This window comes from Escherichia sp. E4930 (genome assembly GCF_005845405.1).
GTDB lineage: Bacteria > Pseudomonadota > Gammaproteobacteria > Enterobacterales > Enterobacteriaceae > Escherichia.
This window is the reverse complement of record NZ_VCDZ01000005.1, coordinates 15,274-31,017: the sequence shown is the minus strand read 5'-3', so window position 1 is coordinate 31,017 and position 15,744 is coordinate 15,274. Positions and strand designations below refer to the sequence as shown.

15 protein-coding genes and 2 tRNA genes are annotated in these 15,744 nt (G+C 52.3%); 9 read left to right on the top strand and 8 right to left on the bottom strand.

Translation table 11 applies throughout. From position 1 onward, the window contains the following. Positions 1-35: 35 nt before the first annotated feature. The 3 genes from FFT88_RS09135 to orn all read right to left on the bottom strand — a co-directional run bounded on the left by FFT88_RS09135 (position 36) and on the right by orn (position 978). Positions 36-111: transfer RNA gene (locus tag FFT88_RS09135), tRNA-Gly, on the bottom strand. Between the two features lie 35 nt (positions 112-146). Further along, positions 147-222, bottom strand: a tRNA-Gly gene (locus FFT88_RS09130). 210 nt (positions 223-432) lie between these two features. Continuing rightward, on the bottom strand, positions 433-978 hold the full coding sequence (orn, locus tag FFT88_RS09125; RefSeq protein WP_064525781.1) for an oligoribonuclease: 546 nt from the start codon (positions 976-978) through the stop codon (positions 433-435). A 94-nt stretch (positions 979-1,072) separates the two neighbouring features. Between orn and rsgA the strand changes: the two genes are divergently transcribed. From rsgA to mscM, 3 genes are all read left to right on the top strand, one after another. Further along, the gene (rsgA, locus tag FFT88_RS09120; RefSeq protein WP_130205979.1) at positions 1,073-2,125 is read left to right on the top strand and encodes a small ribosomal subunit biogenesis GTPase RsgA; all 1,053 of its coding nucleotides are present in this window, start codon (positions 1,073-1,075) and stop codon (positions 2,123-2,125) included. Between the two features lie 96 nt (positions 2,126-2,221). Further along, on the top strand, positions 2,222-3,190 hold the full coding sequence (gene asd / locus FFT88_RS09115) for an archaetidylserine decarboxylase (protein WP_135405692.1): 969 nt from the start codon (positions 2,222-2,224) through the stop codon (positions 3,188-3,190). Between the two features lie 21 nt (positions 3,191-3,211). After that, entirely contained in the window at positions 3,212-6,535 is a 3,324-nt protein-coding gene (mscM, locus tag FFT88_RS09110; RefSeq protein WP_135405691.1) for a miniconductance mechanosensitive channel MscM, read from the top strand. A 30-nt stretch (positions 6,536-6,565) separates the two neighbouring features. Here the strand turns inward: mscM and FFT88_RS09105 are convergent, their stop codons facing one another. The 4 genes from FFT88_RS09105 to epmA all read right to left on the bottom strand — a co-directional run bounded on the left by FFT88_RS09105 (position 6,566) and on the right by epmA (position 9,941). Next, positions 6,566-6,880, bottom strand: coding sequence for a YjeO family protein (locus tag FFT88_RS09105; RefSeq protein ID WP_135405690.1), 315 nt, complete (start codon positions 6,878-6,880; stop codon positions 6,566-6,568). Continuing rightward, entirely contained in the window at positions 6,877-7,191 is a 315-nt protein-coding gene (gene yjeN, locus FFT88_RS09100) for a protein YjeN (RefSeq protein ID WP_135405689.1), read from the bottom strand. Before yjeN ends, FFT88_RS09105 begins: the two co-directional genes overlap by 4 nt. A gap of 51 nt (positions 7,192-7,242) precedes the next feature. Then, the gene (gene yjeM / locus FFT88_RS09095; RefSeq protein ID WP_130205971.1) at positions 7,243-8,745 is read right to left on the bottom strand and encodes a glutamate/gamma-aminobutyrate family transporter YjeM; all 1,503 of its coding nucleotides are present in this window, start codon (positions 8,743-8,745) and stop codon (positions 7,243-7,245) included. Positions 8,746-8,963: 218 nt separating this feature from the next. After that, on the bottom strand, positions 8,964-9,941 hold the full coding sequence (epmA, locus tag FFT88_RS09090) for an elongation factor P--(R)-beta-lysine ligase (RefSeq protein WP_000004771.1): 978 nt from the start codon (positions 9,939-9,941) through the stop codon (positions 8,964-8,966). Positions 9,942-10,265: 324 nt separating this feature from the next. On the opposite strand from epmA, the gene frdA reads away from it, so the two are divergent. The 6 genes from frdA to blc all read left to right on the top strand — a co-directional run bounded on the left by frdA (position 10,266) and on the right by blc (position 15,403). Beyond that, positions 10,266-12,074, top strand: coding sequence for a fumarate reductase (quinol) flavoprotein subunit (frdA, locus tag FFT88_RS09085; RefSeq protein WP_130205969.1), 1,809 nt, complete (start codon positions 10,266-10,268; stop codon positions 12,072-12,074). After that, positions 12,067-12,801, top strand: coding sequence for a fumarate reductase iron-sulfur protein (gene frdB / locus FFT88_RS09080; protein WP_064525766.1), 735 nt, complete (start codon positions 12,067-12,069; stop codon positions 12,799-12,801). Before frdA ends, frdB begins: the two co-directional genes overlap by 8 nt. Before the next feature lie 10 nt (positions 12,802-12,811). Next, on the top strand, positions 12,812-13,207 hold the full coding sequence (gene frdC / locus FFT88_RS09075) for a fumarate reductase subunit FrdC (RefSeq protein WP_001568431.1): 396 nt from the start codon (positions 12,812-12,814) through the stop codon (positions 13,205-13,207). Positions 13,208-13,217: 10 nt separating this feature from the next. Further along, positions 13,218-13,577: a fumarate reductase subunit FrdD gene (gene frdD / locus FFT88_RS09070; protein ID WP_001299198.1), complete on the top strand. Its 360-nt coding sequence runs from the start codon at positions 13,218-13,220 to the stop codon at positions 13,575-13,577. Between the two features lie 62 nt (positions 13,578-13,639). After that, positions 13,640-14,782 (top strand): BlaEC family class C beta-lactamase, encoded by a 1,143-nt coding sequence (locus tag FFT88_RS09065; RefSeq protein ID WP_135405688.1) that lies wholly within the window; start codon positions 13,640-13,642, stop codon positions 14,780-14,782. Between the two features lie 87 nt (positions 14,783-14,869). After that, positions 14,870-15,403 (top strand): lipocalin Blc, encoded by a 534-nt coding sequence (gene blc / locus FFT88_RS09060; protein ID WP_130205963.1) that lies wholly within the window; start codon positions 14,870-14,872, stop codon positions 15,401-15,403. On the opposite strand, the gene sugE is transcribed toward blc, so the two are convergent. Continuing rightward, positions 15,400-15,717 (bottom strand): quaternary ammonium compound efflux SMR transporter SugE, encoded by a 318-nt coding sequence (gene sugE / locus FFT88_RS09055; RefSeq protein ID WP_130205961.1) that lies wholly within the window; start codon positions 15,715-15,717, stop codon positions 15,400-15,402. The two genes, blc and sugE, sit on opposite strands and share 4 nt — an antisense overlap. Positions 15,718-15,744 lie beyond the last annotated feature (27 nt).

The following is a 15,744-nucleotide window of genomic DNA, read 5'->3' as shown; positions in this document are numbered from 1 at the left end:
CGCGTCGCTGTGGATATTTTATTGGGAGAAGAATTTGGAGCGGGAAACGAGACTCGAACTCGCGACCCCGACCTTGGCAAGGTCGTGCTCTACCAACTGAGCTATTCCCGCTTGGGTGGTCTGTGCTTTGCAGCACTTTCAAATTTTGGAGCGGGAAACGAGACTCGAACTCGCGACCCCGACCTTGGCAAGGTCGTGCTCTACCAACTGAGCTATTCCCGCGTACTACTTAATTTTTGCTTTCGTAATTTCGCATTTCTGCGTCGTTACGGGAGGCGCATTATACGAGAAATCTTTCCCTCTGCAACCCCCCTAAAAAAAATTTTTCGAATTTTTATCTCAAGTGCTGAAATTATCAGCAAGGCGTTCAATTTAGCGTCAAAATCACGCCGCCGCAAGTGGATTCCGGCGGTTACGTGACCAGGAAGAATTTTACAGCTTGATGAAATGCTCGCGGTAGTAAGCCAGTTCCGCAACTGATTCGCGGATATCATCCATCGCCTGATGCGTCCCCTGCTTGGTAAAACCGTCGAGAATTTCCGGCTTCCAGCGGCGCGCCAGCTCTTTCAGCGTGCTGACATCGAGATAGCGGTAGTGGAAGTACGATTCCAGTTCCGGCATGTATTTGAAAAGGAAGCGGCGATCCTGACCGATGCTGTTACCGCAGATAGGCGATTTACCCGCAGGCACCCACTGTTTTAAAAATTCGAGCGTCGCCAGTTCTGCTTCACGATCGCCCATCGTGCTCGCTTTCACGCGCTCCACCAGCCCGCTGGCAGTATGGGTACGGACGTTCCAGTCATCCATCAGCGCCAGCTGTTCGTCAGACTGATGTACTGCAATGGTCGGCCCTTCTGCCAGAATATTCAGGTTGGCATCGGTCACCAGCGTGGCAATCTCAATAATGCGATCACGCTCGGGATCCAGACCGGTCATCTCAAGATCGATCCAAATCAGGTTGTTTTCATTGGCACTCATGCTATTTTCCACCCATTCACAGTGACTATATTGATCCACAATTGCGTGTATCATAGATGTTTTGCCCATCAGGGGCGACCAGGAGTCTGTACGATTGAGTAAAAATAAACTCTCCAAAGGCCAGCAGCGCCGCGTGAACGCCAATCACCAGCGTCGTCTTAAAACGTCTAAGGAGAAGCCCGACTACGACGACAATCTGTTTGGCGAGCCTGATGAAGGTATCGTCATCAGCCGCTTTGGTATGCACGCTGATGTGGAATCCGCCGATGGCGACGTTCACCGCTGCAATATTCGCCGCACCATCCGTTCACTGGTAACCGGCGACCGCGTAGTCTGGCGTCCGGGTAAACCGGCGGCGGAAGGCGTAAATGTCAAAGGGATCGTGGAAGCGGTGCATGAGCGCACCTCGGTGTTAACACGCCCGGATTTCTATGACGGCGTGAAACCCATCGCCGCCAACATCGACCAGATTGTCATTGTCTCCGCCATTTTGCCGGAGCTGTCGCTCAATATCATCGACCGTTACCTGGTAGCCTGCGAAACCTTGCAGATTGAGCCGATTATTGTGCTCAATAAGATAGACCTGTTGGACGACGAAGGCATGGCGTTCGTCAACGAACAGATGGATATCTACCGCAACATCGGTTATCGCGTATTGATGGTTTCCAGCCATACTCAGGATGGGCTGAAACCGCTGGAAGAGGCATTGACCGGACGCATCAGCATTTTTGCCGGGCAATCTGGCGTCGGCAAATCCAGCCTGCTGAACGCGTTGCTGGGGCTGCAAAAAGAGATCCTGACCAACGATGTCTCTGACAACTCAGGTCTGGGCCAGCACACCACGACTGCCGCTCGGTTGTATCACTTCCCGCACGGCGGCGATGTGATTGATTCTCCTGGGGTACGCGAATTCGGACTCTGGCATCTCGAGCCGGAACAAATCACTCACGGTTTTGTCGAATTCCATGACTACTTAGGTCTGTGCAAATACCGCGATTGTAAACACGATACCGATCCGGGCTGCGCTATCCGTGAGGCCGTTGACGAAGGGAAAATCGCGGAAACCCGTTTCGAAAACTATCACCGTATTCTGGAAAGCATGGCGCAGGTAAAAACGCGTAAAAACTTTTCTGATACGGATGACTGACAATTAAGCTAACCGTCGTTAGAATCGTCCCCTTTTTTTCAGGATCCGGCATGTACGCCGGATCAGGAACGACAAAACAATGGCCTGGAGGCTACTTTGTTAAATTCATTTAAACTTTCGCTACAGTACATTCTGCCGAAACTATGGCTTACTCGCCTGGCGGGTTGGGGCGCAAGCAAGCGAGCAGGATGGCTGACAAAACTGGTTATCGATCTGTTCGTTAAATACTACAAAGTCGACATGCAAGAGGCGCAGAAGCCGGATACTGCCAGCTACCGCACCTTTAACGAATTTTTTGTCCGTCCGCTGCGTGACGAAGTACGCCCAATCAATACCGATCCGAATGTTCTGGTCATGCCTGCCGATGGCGTTATCAGCCAGTTAGGTAAAATTGAAGAAGATAAAATCCTGCAAGCCAAAGGCCACAATTACAGCCTCGAAGCCCTGCTGGCGGGCAACTATCTGATGGCGGATCTTTTCCGCAATGGTACGTTTGTGACCACTTACCTCTCCCCGCGTGACTATCACCGCGTACACATGCCGTGCAACGGTATTTTGCGTGAGATGATCTACGTACCGGGCGATCTCTTCTCCGTTAACCATCTCACTGCTCAGAACGTGCCGAATCTGTTTGCCCGTAACGAACGCGTGATCTGCCTGTTCGATACCGAATTTGGCCCGATGGCGCAGATTCTGGTTGGTGCGACGATTGTTGGCAGCATTGAGACGGTCTGGGCGGGTACCATTACACCACCGCGCGAAGGCATCATCAAACGCTGGACCTGGCCTGCCGGGGAAAACGACGGTTCTGTGGCGCTGCTGAAAGGCCAGGAAATGGGTCGCTTTAAACTTGGCTCTACCGTTATCAACCTGTTTGCACCGGGTAAAGTGAACCTGGTTGAGCAACTGGAAAGCCTGTCTGTCACGAAAATTGGTCAGCCGCTGGCAGTATCTACCGAAACCTTTGTTACGCCAGACGCTGAACCGGCCCCGATTCCTGCTGAAGAGATCGAAGCAGAACACGACGCCAGCCCATTGGTTGACGACAAAAAAGACCAGGTCTAATCCATCAAAGGAAACGCTGACGTGCGCCTGATTATCACTTTTCTGATGGCCTGGTGCCTCAGTTGGGGGGCGTACGCCGCGACGGCCCCCGATAGCAAACAAATCACCCAGGAACTGGAGCAGGCAAAAGCGGCGAAACCCGCGCAGCCGGAAGTCGTAGAGGCGCTCCAGTCTGCCTTAAATGCGCTTGAGGAACGAAAAGGTTCCCTTGAGCGCATCAAGCAATACCAAGAAGTCATTGATAATTATCCGAAACTCTCTGCTACTCTGCGCGCACAATTAAACAACATGCGTGACGAGCCGCGCAGCGTGTCGCCGGGAATGTCTACCGACGCGCTGAATCAGGAAATTCTCCAGGTCAGCAGTCAGTTGCTGGATAAAAGCCGTCAGGCCCAGCAAGAGCAGGAACGCGCCCGCGAGATTGCCGATTCACTGAATCAACTGCCGCAACAGCAAACCGATGCCCGCCGTCAGTTAAATGAAATCGAGCGCCGCCTGGGGACGCTTACCGGCAATTCCCCGCTCAATCAGGCACAAAATTTCGCGTTGCAGTCTGACTCCGCACGTCTGAAAGCCCTCGTTGATGAACTAGAGCTGGCGCAGCTGTCTGCCAATAACCGCCAGGAATTAGCGCGCTTGCGCTCTGAGCTGGCGGAAAAAGAGAGCCAGCAGCTGGATGCGTATTTGCAGGCCTTACGTAATCAGTTGAACAGCCAACGCCAGCTTGAGGCGGAGCGGGCGCTGGAAAGCACCGAGTTGTTGGCTGAAAGCAGTGCCAATTTACCGAAAGATATCGTCGCGCAATTCAAAATTAACCGCGAACTGTCGGCAGCGCTGAATCAACAAGCGCAGCGAATGGATCTCGTCGCTTCGCAACAGCGTCAGGCTGCCAGCCAGACATTACAGGTCCGGCAGGCGCTGAATACCCTGCGCGAGCAGTCACAATGGCTGGGAGCATCCAACCTGCTCGGCGAAGCGTTGCGAGCGCAGGTGGCACGACTGCCGGAAATGCCGAAACCGCAACAACTTGATACCGAAATGGCGCAGTTGCGCGTGCAACGGTTGCACTATGAGGATCTACTCAATAAACAACCGCAACTGCGACAAATCCTTCAGACTGACGGTCAGCCGCTGACCGCCGAGCAAAACCGTATTCTCGAAGCACAACTGCGTACTCAGCGTGAGTTGCTGAACTCATTGTTGCAGGGTGGTGACACGCTACTGCTGGAACTGACCAAGCTGAAAGTCTCCAACGGGCAACTGGAAGATGCGCTGAAAGAGGTGAACGAAGCGACGCACCGCTATCTGTTCTGGACCTCTGACGTGCGCCCGATGACCATCGCCTGGCCGCTGGAAATCGCCCAGGACCTGCGCCGTCTCATTTCGCTGGACACCTTCAGCCAGTTAGGTAAAGCCAGCATCATGATGCTGACCAGCAAAGAGACGATTTTGCCGCTGTTTGGCGCGTTGATTCTGGTCGGTTGCAGTATTTACTCGCGCCGCTATTTCACCCGTTTTCTCGAACGTTCGGCAGCGAAAGTCGGCAAGGTGACTCAGGATCACTTCTGGCTGACATTACGCACCCTTTTCTGGTCGATTCTCGTCGCGTCACCGTTACCGGTGCTGTGGATGACGCTGGGTTACGGCTTGCGCGAGGCGTGGCCTTATCCGCTGGCGGTAGCGATTGGTGATGGCGTAACAGCCACCGTGCCGCTGCTGTGGGTAGTGATGATTTGCGCCACATTTGCCCGCCCGAACGGCTTGTTTATCGCTCATTTTGGCTGGCCGCGCGAACGTGTTTCCCGCGGGATGCGCTACTACCTGATGAGCATCGGGCTTATCGTGCCGCTGATTATGGCGCTGATGATGTTCGATAATCTCGACGACCGCGAGTTTTCCGGTTCGCTGGGACGGCTTTGCTTTATTCTCATATGTGGTGCGCTGGCGGTGGTCACCCTCAGTTTGAAAAAAGCGGGGATCCCGCTGTACCTCAACAAAGAGGGAAGCGGCGATAACATTACCAACCATATGTTATGGAACATGATGATTGGCGCGCCGCTGGTCGCTATTCTGGCAGCGGCAGTCGGTTACCTGGCAACGGCACAGGCGCTGTTAGCAAGGCTTGAAACCTCGGTCGCCATCTGGTTCCTGCTGTTGGTGGTTTACCACGTTATCCGCCGCTGGATGCTAATCCAGCGACGCAGACTGGCTTTTGACCGGGCGAAACATCGCCGGGCCGAGATGTTAGCGCAGCGCGCGCGTGGCGAAGAGGAAGCGCATCATCACAGTAGCCCGGAAGGGGCGATTGAAGTCGATGAAAGCGAAGTCGATCTCGATGCCATCAGTGCGCAGTCCTTGCGGCTGGTGCGCTCAATTTTGATGTTGATCGCCCTGCTTTCGGTCATTGTGCTGTGGTCAGAAATCCATTCCGCTTTCGGCTTCCTCGAAAATATTTCGCTGTGGGATGTTACGTCCACGGTACAGGGCGTAGAAAGTCTGGAGCCGATTACCCTCGGTGCGGTGCTGATTGCCATTCTGGTGTTTATCATCACCACGCAGCTGGTGCGCAACCTGCCCGCGCTGCTGGAACTGGCGATTTTGCAGCACCTGGATTTAACGCCGGGTACGGGCTACGCCATCACCACCATCACCAAATATCTGCTGATGCTGATTGGCGGGCTGGTCGGCTTCTCAATGATTGGTATTGAGTGGTCGAAATTGCAGTGGCTGGTCGCCGCGCTCGGTGTTGGTCTCGGTTTTGGTTTGCAGGAAATTTTCGCCAACTTTATCTCTGGCCTGATTATCCTGTTCGAAAAACCGATTCGCATTGGCGATACGGTAACGATCCGCGATCTTACCGGTAGCGTGACGAAAATTAACACCCGCGCCACCACCATCAGCGACTGGGACCGTAAAGAGATTATCGTGCCGAACAAGGCGTTTATTACTGAGCAGTTTATCAACTGGTCGCTCTCTGACTCGGTCACGCGCGTGGTGTTGACGATTCCGGCCCCTGCTGATGCCAACAGTGAAGAAGTGACGGAAATCTTGCTTAACGCTGCGCATCGCTGCTCGCTGGTGATCGACAATCCTGCGCCGGAAGTCTTCCTGGTGGATCTACAGCAAGGGATCCAGATTTTCGAGCTGCGTATTTACGCCGCAGAAATGGGTCACCGCATGCCGCTGCGCCATGAAATCCATCAACTGATTCTGGCGGGCTTCCACGCCCACGGTATTGATATGCCATTCCCGCCCTTCCAGATGCGTCTGGAAAGCCTCAACGGTAAACAAACGGGGAGAACATTAACTTCTGCGGGCAAAGGTCGTCAGGCGGGAAGTTTGTAAGGTCTTTGTGGCCGGATGAACCACTCCGGCTCACAAACAAAACTGATAGCGCAGGAAAAACTGCCACAGCCAATAGCCGAAGATCGCAAGTGCAGTGACGTACATAAACCAGCCGCCTTTTTTTCGCCGCAGCGCGAACCAGAGAAAAGGGAAAAAGAGCGGCAACGTCAATATCACACCGACATCACGGGTATCGTCATTTTCCAGATACTCCAGCACATCGCAGATGTTTTTAACCCCGCCTTCATCAATCATCCACTCTTTGTCCAGCGTGGAAGTGATGGTTATCCAGAGGAACGCCACAATGAACCAGATGCAGCACAAAACAAACATGCGCGCACTCATGAGGTAACCCGTAGTTTAATTTCGCTATAGCGCATACGAAACAAATCGCCGTATCCCACTAATTCTCCGCGAAAAACCAGACATCTAATAAGATAAGCGCAATAGATATCCGGCAGGTTTCTCCACCGATTCCTGTCGCGATCTTTGAGGGTATTAATGGTATTACCGACCACCATCGCCACTTTACGGGTGTAGCGAACATCGGCAAAAGAAAGGATAACGTGCTCTATTTCTGCAACGTCCTGCGCAGAAAATTGCAGCGCCCTGATTTCATCTTCGGTTATTGCCGGGTCCCGGCTGTTGTCATCCATAACATTCCCTGTATTTATGCCCTATCGTCAGGCCGACGATAGGGCATCTGATTACTCAGCCGCCCACTGCGGATTTTTTGCCACTCTGCTGCAATAGTTCTGGTAAATCGCCATCGCTAACAGCGAAAAGAAGACAGGGCCGCCAACCATCCACAATGTGCTATCCCAGTCTCCGGCTTCAACCACTGGCTGGATAATGGTGAAAACGTTCGCAAACGTCACCACCAGTACCACCACCACTGTCGCGATCGTTGCCGACATGTGTGTTTTGAAAATCACAAATGGTCTGTCGAGATCCTGACGTGCTTTAAAGAATGGGAAAGCCAGCGCAAGGAACAGATAGGGAAGCGTCATGGAAACGTTCGCCATCAGCGTCAGCTTGTTAAAGAACGCTGATGCGGTACCACCGCCAAACGAAACCAGCAGGATGAAGACAGTAACCAGCCCGCACTGCATCCACATGGCGATAGACGGCATGCCCATGGCGTTCAGGCGCGTCATCGGTTCCGGCCATAACGCTTTCGGCGTACCCTGGATGATCGCTTTTAGTGGCGAGTAGCAAAGTGTAAAGAACGCGCCGGTGTAAGCCAGGAACATCGAAAGCCCGGTAATACGCGCAAACCATACGCCCAGCGACAATGACGCTTCAGGTGACAAATGCAGCACGTTACCCAGCGTCATCCCCAGGCTTTTCATCAGTACATAGGTGATATTGCCAAGGTTAACGGAACCATTACTTAATACCTGCTGCCAGTTAGTGCTGACGCCCCATAAAAATATCGCCAGCGAATAACCAATTGAAATAACAATAGCGGCAAAAACAATACCTTTGGCAAAGTTCTTTTCTGGGTTTTCTGTTTTATCTACCAGACCACCAACCGCTTCAATTCCGCCGTAAGCGAAAATGGCAAATACCACAAACGATAACATCGCCAGACCGGATTGATATCCTGGATTCGGCGATACCACGAAATTAATATCCTGTGCAAAATGGCCACCATTTAATAACAAAATGGCAATGCTCACTAACAGTAATACTAAATTAAGACACATTACTGCAATACCACCTACTGCAGTAATACGAGCAATTTTATTAATCCCTTTTGAAGCAACCACGGTAACCAGGATCATCCATGCCACCGCCAGCAGACCCACTACCTGCGTTGGCTCCAGGCCAGCAATGCGCCAGTGCTGAGTCATGTCGGTACCGTAGAGGAACGTAGAAAATGGTACCCAGACTTTAGCTGAGGTACTCACCATCCAGATGATATAAGAGGAAAACCACATAAATGTGCCGATAAAGGCGAAACGTGGTCCGACACTATTATTCATCCAGGAATAGATGCCGCCTTCTTCTTTGCGATACGCCGCGCCCATCTCTGCCATCATTAAGGCAAATGGTATAAAAAATAATAATGCAGAAAATATATAAAAGGGAATCGCACTATACCCCATTAAATAATAAGCTGCCGGGCTATTGGCAAACCCAAATACTGAAGTAAAGATCATCAATATGAGCCCTATCAGACTCATCTTTTTTATCGTGTGAGGCATGAAATTATCCTTCGTGTTAGCACATGTATAAAACGCGCGCACTGAACTGCACTACCCATCGATTGACGGGCCGCAATAAAAAACCATACAGAATTGATACCTGGATGATAGCAAATATCCAGTCTTAAATTGTGGCCTTCAGCAGAAAAATGAAAACATCTGCTACAGAATGGCGTTACAACGCCATTCTGTGCGGTTAATTAGATGATTTTTCAGAATTATGCCCGGTCAACGCTAAAGGCAATCACTTCCGCAAGCGTCTCCGCGCCCAGCGCCAACATCACCAGACGATCAACGCCCAGAGCCACGCCGGAGCAGTCAGGCATACCGACTTTCAGAGCTTCTATGAGGTTTTGGTCAATTGGATGCTGCGGTAAACCACGCGCCGCACGTTTGCGGTTATCCTGCTCAAAGCGTTGTTGCTGTTCACGGGCGTCCGTTAATTCGTGGAAACCATTCGCCAGCTCAATACCTTTGTAGTAGACCTCGAAGCGCTCTGCGACCCGATGATCTTCGGTACTGATTTGCGCCAGTGATGCCTGACTGGCAGGGAAATGATAAACAAAGGTCGGTTTTTCTTTACCAATGTTCGGTTCCACACCAAAGGTAAACAGCAACTGCAACAGTGTATCGCGATCTTCTTCGGTATCGGCAACGTTGCTCAGATCCAGTTTCGCCGCCACTTCCCGCAGCTGCGTTTTATCAGCTGAGAGCGGATCAATTTCCAGATAACGTAAGAAGGCTTGCTGATAAGAAAGGCTTTCTGCAGCCGGGCAATCCAGTACTTGCTGCAGAAGATCGTCAACTTCGTTCATCAACCGGTACATATCATAATGCGGCCGATACCACTCCAGCATCGTGAACTCAGGGTTGTGATAACGCCCCATCTCTTCATTACGGAAGCTGCGGCACAGCTGGAATACTGGGCCACAACCGGCAACCAGCAGGCGTTTCATGTGATATTCAGGGCTGGTCATTAACCAGAGATTCATCCCCTGAGAGTGTCCGGGGCCAACGAAACGTGTCTCAAACGGGACCAAATGAATATCGGTTACCGTCGCCTGGCTCATACAAGGCGTCTCCACCTCCAGCACTCCACGATCGGCAAAGAAACGACGGATCTCCGCCATAATCGCCGCGCGTTTTAATAAGTTAGGAATGGATGCGCTCGGCTGCCAGGATGCCGTTTCGCTCATAGTGAAATCTCCAGTTTTTAACAAGGGCACGAAGTCTACTCGCAACGCGACGGCGAGACAAATTTTACGCAGGAATCATTCAGCGAGAGGGGGTGGCTAAAAAAACCACAATCTGATGGTTTAGTAATTAAATTAATCATCTTCAGTGATAATTTAGCCCGCTTGCGCACTAAAAAAATCGATCTCGTCAAATTTCAGACTTATCCATCAGACTATACTGTTGTACCTATAAAGGAGCAGTGGAATAGCGTTCGCAGACCGTAACTTTCAGGCACTTACCCTGAAGTACGTGGATGTGGGATAAAAACAATCTGGAGGAATGTCGTGCAAACCTTTCAAGCCGATCTTGCCATTGTAGGTGCCGGTGGCGCGGGATTACGTGCTGCAATTGCTGCCGCGCAGGCAAATCCGAATGCAAAAATCGCACTAATCTCAAAAGTATACCCAATGCGCAGCCATACCGTTGCTGCAGAAGGGGGCTCCGCCGCTGTCGCGCAGGATCATGACAGCTTCGATTATCACTTTAACGATACAGTAGCGGGTGGCGACTGGTTATGTGAGCAGGATGTTGTGGATTATTTCGTCCACCACTGCCCAACCGAAATGACCCAACTGGAACTGTGGGGATGCCCATGGAGCCGTCGCCCGGATGGTAGCGTGAACGTACGTCGCTTCGGCGGCATGAAAATCGAGCGTACCTGGTTCGCCGCAGATAAGACCGGCTTCCATATGCTTCACACTCTGTTCCAGACCTCTCTGCAATTCCCGCAGATCCAGCGTTTTGACGAACATTTCGTGCTGGATATTCTGGTTGATGATGGTCATGTTCGCGGCCTGGTGGCAATGAACATGATGGAAGGTACGCTGGTTCAGATCCGTGCCAACGCAGTGGTGATGGCAACCGGCGGCGCTGGCCGTGTTTATCGTTACAACACCAACGGCGGCATCGTTACTGGCGACGGTATGGGTATGGCGCTGAGCCACGGTGTTCCGCTGCGTGATATGGAGTTCGTTCAGTATCACCCGACTGGCCTACCGGGTTCCGGTATCCTGATGACCGAAGGTTGCCGTGGCGAAGGCGGTATTCTGGTCAACAAAAATGGCTACCGTTATCTGCAAGACTACGGCATGGGTCCAGAAACTCCGCTGGGCGAGCCGAAAAACAAATACATGGAACTGGGTCCACGCGACAAAGTTTCTCAGGCCTTCTGGCACGAATGGCGTAAAGGCAACACCATCTCCACGCCGCGTGGCGATGTGGTTTACCTCGACCTGCGTCACCTGGGCGAGAAAAAACTGCACGAACGTCTGCCGTTCATCTGTGAACTGGCAAAAGCTTATGTTGGCGTCGATCCGGTTAAAGAGCCGATTCCGGTACGTCCGACCGCGCACTACACCATGGGTGGTATCGAAACCGATCAGAACTGCGAAACCCGCATTAAGGGCCTGTTCGCCGTGGGCGAATGTTCCTCTGTAGGTCTGCACGGCGCAAACCGTCTGGGCTCCAACTCCCTGGCGGAACTGGTGGTCTTTGGTCGTCTGGCTGGTGAGCAAGCAATGGAGCGCGCATCTACTGCCGGTAATGGCAACGATGCCGCGATCAATGCCCAGGTTGCTGGCGTTGAACAGCGTCTGAAAGATCTGGTTAACCAGGACGGCGGCGAAAACTGGGCGAAGATCCGCGACGAAATGGGCCTGGCCATGGAAGAAGGCTGCGGTATCTACCGTACGCCGGAACTGATGCAGAAAACCATCGACAAGCTGGCGGAACTGCAGGAACGCTTCAAGCGCGTTCGCATCACCGACACTTCCAGCGTGTTCAACACCGACCTGCTTTACACCATTGAGTTGGGCCACGGTCTGAACGTTGCCGAATGTATGGCGCACTCCGCAATGGCACGTAAAGAGTCACGCGGCGCGCACCAGCGTCTGGACGAAGGTTGCACTGAACGTGACGACATCAACTTCCTCAAACACACCCTCGCCTTCCGCGATGCTGATGGCACTACTCGCCTGGAGTACAGCGACGTGAAGATTACTAAGCTGCCGCCGGCCAAACGCATGTACGGTGGCGAAGCGGATGCAGCCGATAAGGCGGAAGCAGCCAATAAGAAGGAGAAGGCGAATGGCTGAGATGAAAAACCTGAAAATTGAGGTGGTGCGTTATAACCCGGAAGTCGATACCGCACCGCATAGCGCATTCTATGAAGTGCCTTATGATGAAACCACCTCATTGCTGGATGCGCTGGGCTATATCAAAGACAACCTTGCGCCGGACCTGAGCTACCGCTGGTCCTGCCGTATGGCGATTTGTGGCTCCTGCGGCATGATGGTTAACAACGTGCCGAAACTGGCATGTAAAACCTTCCTGCGTGACTACACCAACGGCATGAAGGTTGAAGCGTTAGCTAACTTCCCGATCGAACGCGATCTGGTGGTCGATATGACCCACTTCATCGAAAGTCTGGAAGCGATCAAACCGTACATCATCGGCAACTCCCGCACCGCGGATCAGGGTACTAACATCCAGACCCCGGCGCAGATGGCGAAGTATCACCAGTTCTCCGGTTGCATCAACTGTGGTCTGTGCTATGCCGCATGCCCGCAGTTCGGCCTGAACCCAGAGTTCATCGGTCCGGCTGCCATTACGCTGGCACATCGTTATAACGAAGATAGCCGCGACCACGGTAAGAAGGAGCGTATGGCGCAGTTAAACAGCCAGAACGGCGTATGGAGCTGTACTTTCGTGGGCTACTGCTCCGAAGTCTGCCCGAAACACGTCGATCCGGCTGCGGCCATTCAGCAGGGCAAAGTAGAAAGTTCAAAAGACTTTCTTATCGCGACCCTGAAACCACGCTAAGGAGTGCAACATGACGACTAAACGTAAACCGTATGTACGGCCAATGACGTCCACCTGGTGGAAAAAATTGCCGTTTTATCGCTTTTACATGCTGCGCGAAGGCACAGCGGTTCCGGCTGTGTGGTTCAGCATTGAACTGATTTTCGGGCTGTTTGCCCTGAAAAATGGCCCGGAAACCTGGGCGGGATTCGTCGACTTTTTACAAAACCCGGTTATCGTGATCATTAACCTGATTACTCTGGCGGCAGCCCTGCTGCACACCAAAACCTGGTTTGAACTGGCACCGAAAGCGGCCAATATCATTGTAAAAGACGAAAAAATGGGACCAGAGCCAATTATCAAAAGTCTCTGGGCGGTAACCGTGGTTGCCACCATCGTAATCCTGTTTGTTGCCCTGTACTGGTAAGGAGCCTGAGATGATTAATCCAAATCCAAAGCGTTCTGACGAACCGGTATTCTGGGGCCTCTTCGGGGCCGGTGGCATGTGGAGTGCGATCATTGCGCCTGTAATGATCCTGCTGGTTGGCATTCTGCTGCCACTGGGTCTGTTCCCGGGTGACGCACTGAGCTACGAACGCGTTCTGGCGTTCGCGCAAAGCTTCATTGGTCGCGTATTCCTGTTCCTGATGATCGTCCTGCCGCTGTGGTGTGGTTTACACCGTATGCACCACGCGATGCACGATCTGAAAATTCACGTGCCTGCGGGCAAATGGGTTTTCTACGGTCTGGCTGCTATCCTGACAGTTGTCACGCTGATTGGTATCGTTACAATCTAACGTATCGCCAATGTAAATCCGGCCCGCCTATGGCGGGCCGTTTTGTATGGAAACCAGACCTTATGCTCAAAACGACGCTTTGCGCCTTACTGATTACCGTCTCTTGCTCCGCTCTTGCCGCGACCCACAGCGAACAACAAATCAACGATATTGTGCATCACACTATTACCCCACTTGTTGAGCAACAAAACATCCCCGGCATGGCCGTTGCAGTGATTTATCAGGGTAAGCCTTATTACTTTACCTGGGGCTACGCGGATGTGGCAAAAAAGCGGCCCGTCACGCAGCAAACGTTATTTGAGTTAGGCTCGGTCAGTAAAACATTTACGGGCGTGCTTGGTGGCGACGCTATTGCTCGAGGGGAAATCAATCTAAACGATCCCGTCACAAAATACTGGCCTGAACTTACCGCTAAACAGTGGAATGGGATCACACTATTACATCTCGCAACCTACACCGCTGGCGGCCTGCCGTTACAGGTGCCGGATGAGGTGAAATCCTCAAGCGACTTGCTGCGCTTCTATCAAAACTGGCAGCCTGCATGGGCGCCAGGAACACAACGTCTGTATGCAAACTCCAGTATCGGTTTGTTCGGCGCACTGGCCGTGAAGCCATCCGGTTTGAGCTTTGAGCAGGCGATGCAAACTCGTGTTTTCCAGCCACTCAAACTCAACCATACGTGGATTAATGTGCCGCCCGCAGAAGAAAAGAATTACGCCTGGGGATATCGCGAAGGCAAGGCAGTTCATGTTTCGCCAGGGGCGTTAGATGCTGAAGCTTATGGTGTGAAGTCGACCATTGAAGATATGGCCCGCTGGGTGCAAAGCAATATGAATCCCCGTGATATCAACGACAAAACACTTCAGCAAGGGATACAACTGGCGCAATCTCGCTACTGGCAAACCGGCGATATGTATCAGGGTCTGGGCTGGGAAATGCAGGACTGGCCGGTAAATCCTGACAGCATCATCAATGGCAGCGACAGTAAAATTGCGCTGGCGACAAGCCCAGTAAAAGCGATTACGCCCCCTGCTCCTGCTGTGCGGTCATCATGGGTGCATAAAACAGGTGCGACCGGCGGATTTGGTAGCTATGTCGCGTTTATCCCAGAAAAAGAGCTGGGTATTGTGATGCTGGCTAACAAAAATTATCCCAATCCAGCGAGAGTTACCGCCGCCTGGCAGATTCTCAACGCTCTACAGTAAAATTTCATCGGGTCCGAATTTTCGGACCTTTTCTTCGCATTTCCTTGCTGTCATCTACACTTAGAAAAAACCAGTAAGGAAACATTTATGCGCCTGCTCCCTCTCGTTGCCGCAGCGACAGCTGCATTTCTGGTGGTTGCCTGTAGTTCTCCCACACCGCCGCGTGGCGTTACTGTGGTAAATAATTTCGATACCAAACGCTATTTGGGTACGTGGTATGAGATTGCCCGTTTTGATCACCGTTTTGAACGCGGGCTGGAGAAAGTGACCGCGACGTATAGCCTGCGGGATGACGGCGGCCTGAATGTCATTAATAAAGGCTATAACCCAGACAGAGAGATGTGGCAGCAGAGTGAAGGAAAAGCCTACTTTACTGGAGATCCGCGTCGCGCAGCCCTGAAAGTGTCGTTCTTTGGGCCATTCTACGGCGGTTATAATGTCATCGCGCTCGACCGGGAGTACCGCCACGCGCTGGTTTGCGGCCCGGACCGCGACTACCTGTGGATACTTTCTCGCACGCCAACCATTTCTGACGAAGTTAAACAGGAGATGCTGGCAGTCGCAACCCGGGAAGGGTTTGATGTTAGTAAGTTTATTTGGGTACAGCAGCCCGGCAGTTAGTGAGTGCTAAGTTTCAGACCAATAATTCCCACCACAATTAACGCCAGACTCGCCAGGCGCATCGGGTTAGCGGACTCGCCGAGCAGCACAATGCCGGTGATAGCCGCGCCGACTGCGCCAATCCCCGTCCAGACAGCATAAGCCGTCCCTACAGGTAATGACTTCATCGCCCAGGCGAGCAGCGCCATACTGACAATCATCGCCGTCACGGTAATAACACTTGGCGTCAAACGACTAAAGCCGTGGGTATATTTCAGGCCAACAGCCCAGACGACTTCCAGCAAACCAGCAATAAATAAAATAATCCAGGACATATAAAACTCCGGAGAAATGGGGCCGTC

Bases quoted from the DNA above. Each gene is read 5' to 3' on its own strand.
- yjeN (WP_135405689.1), bottom strand. From the start codon at position 7,191: ATGGATGACAACAGCCGGGACCCGGCAATAACCGAAGATGAAATCAGG.
- FFT88_RS09105 (WP_135405690.1), bottom strand. From the start codon at position 6,880: ATGAGTGCGCGCATGTTTGTTTTGTGCTGCATCTGGTTCATTGTGGCG.
- frdD (WP_001299198.1), top strand. From the start codon at position 13,218: ATGATTAATCCAAATCCAAAGCGTTCTGACGAACCGGTATTCTGGGGC.
- frdB (WP_064525766.1), top strand. From the start codon at position 12,067: ATGGCTGAGATGAAAAACCTGAAAATTGAGGTGGTGCGTTATAACCCG.
- blc (WP_130205963.1), top strand. From the start codon at position 14,870: ATGCGCCTGCTCCCTCTCGTTGCCGCAGCGACAGCTGCATTTCTGGTG.
- yjeM (WP_130205971.1), bottom strand. From the start codon at position 8,745: ATGCCTCACACGATAAAAAAGATGAGTCTGATAGGGCTCATATTGATG.
- FFT88_RS09065 (WP_135405688.1), top strand. From the start codon at position 13,640: ATGCTCAAAACGACGCTTTGCGCCTTACTGATTACCGTCTCTTGCTCC.
- frdC (WP_001568431.1), top strand. From the start codon at position 12,812: ATGACGACTAAACGTAAACCGTATGTACGGCCAATGACGTCCACCTGG.
- orn (WP_064525781.1), bottom strand. From the start codon at position 978: ATGAGTGCCAATGAAAACAACCTGATTTGGATCGATCTTGAGATGACC.
- sugE (WP_130205961.1), bottom strand. From the start codon at position 15,717: ATGTCCTGGATTATTTTATTTATTGCTGGTTTGCTGGAAGTCGTCTGG.
- epmA (WP_000004771.1), bottom strand. From the start codon at position 9,941: ATGAGCGAAACGGCATCCTGGCAGCCGAGCGCATCCATTCCTAACTTA.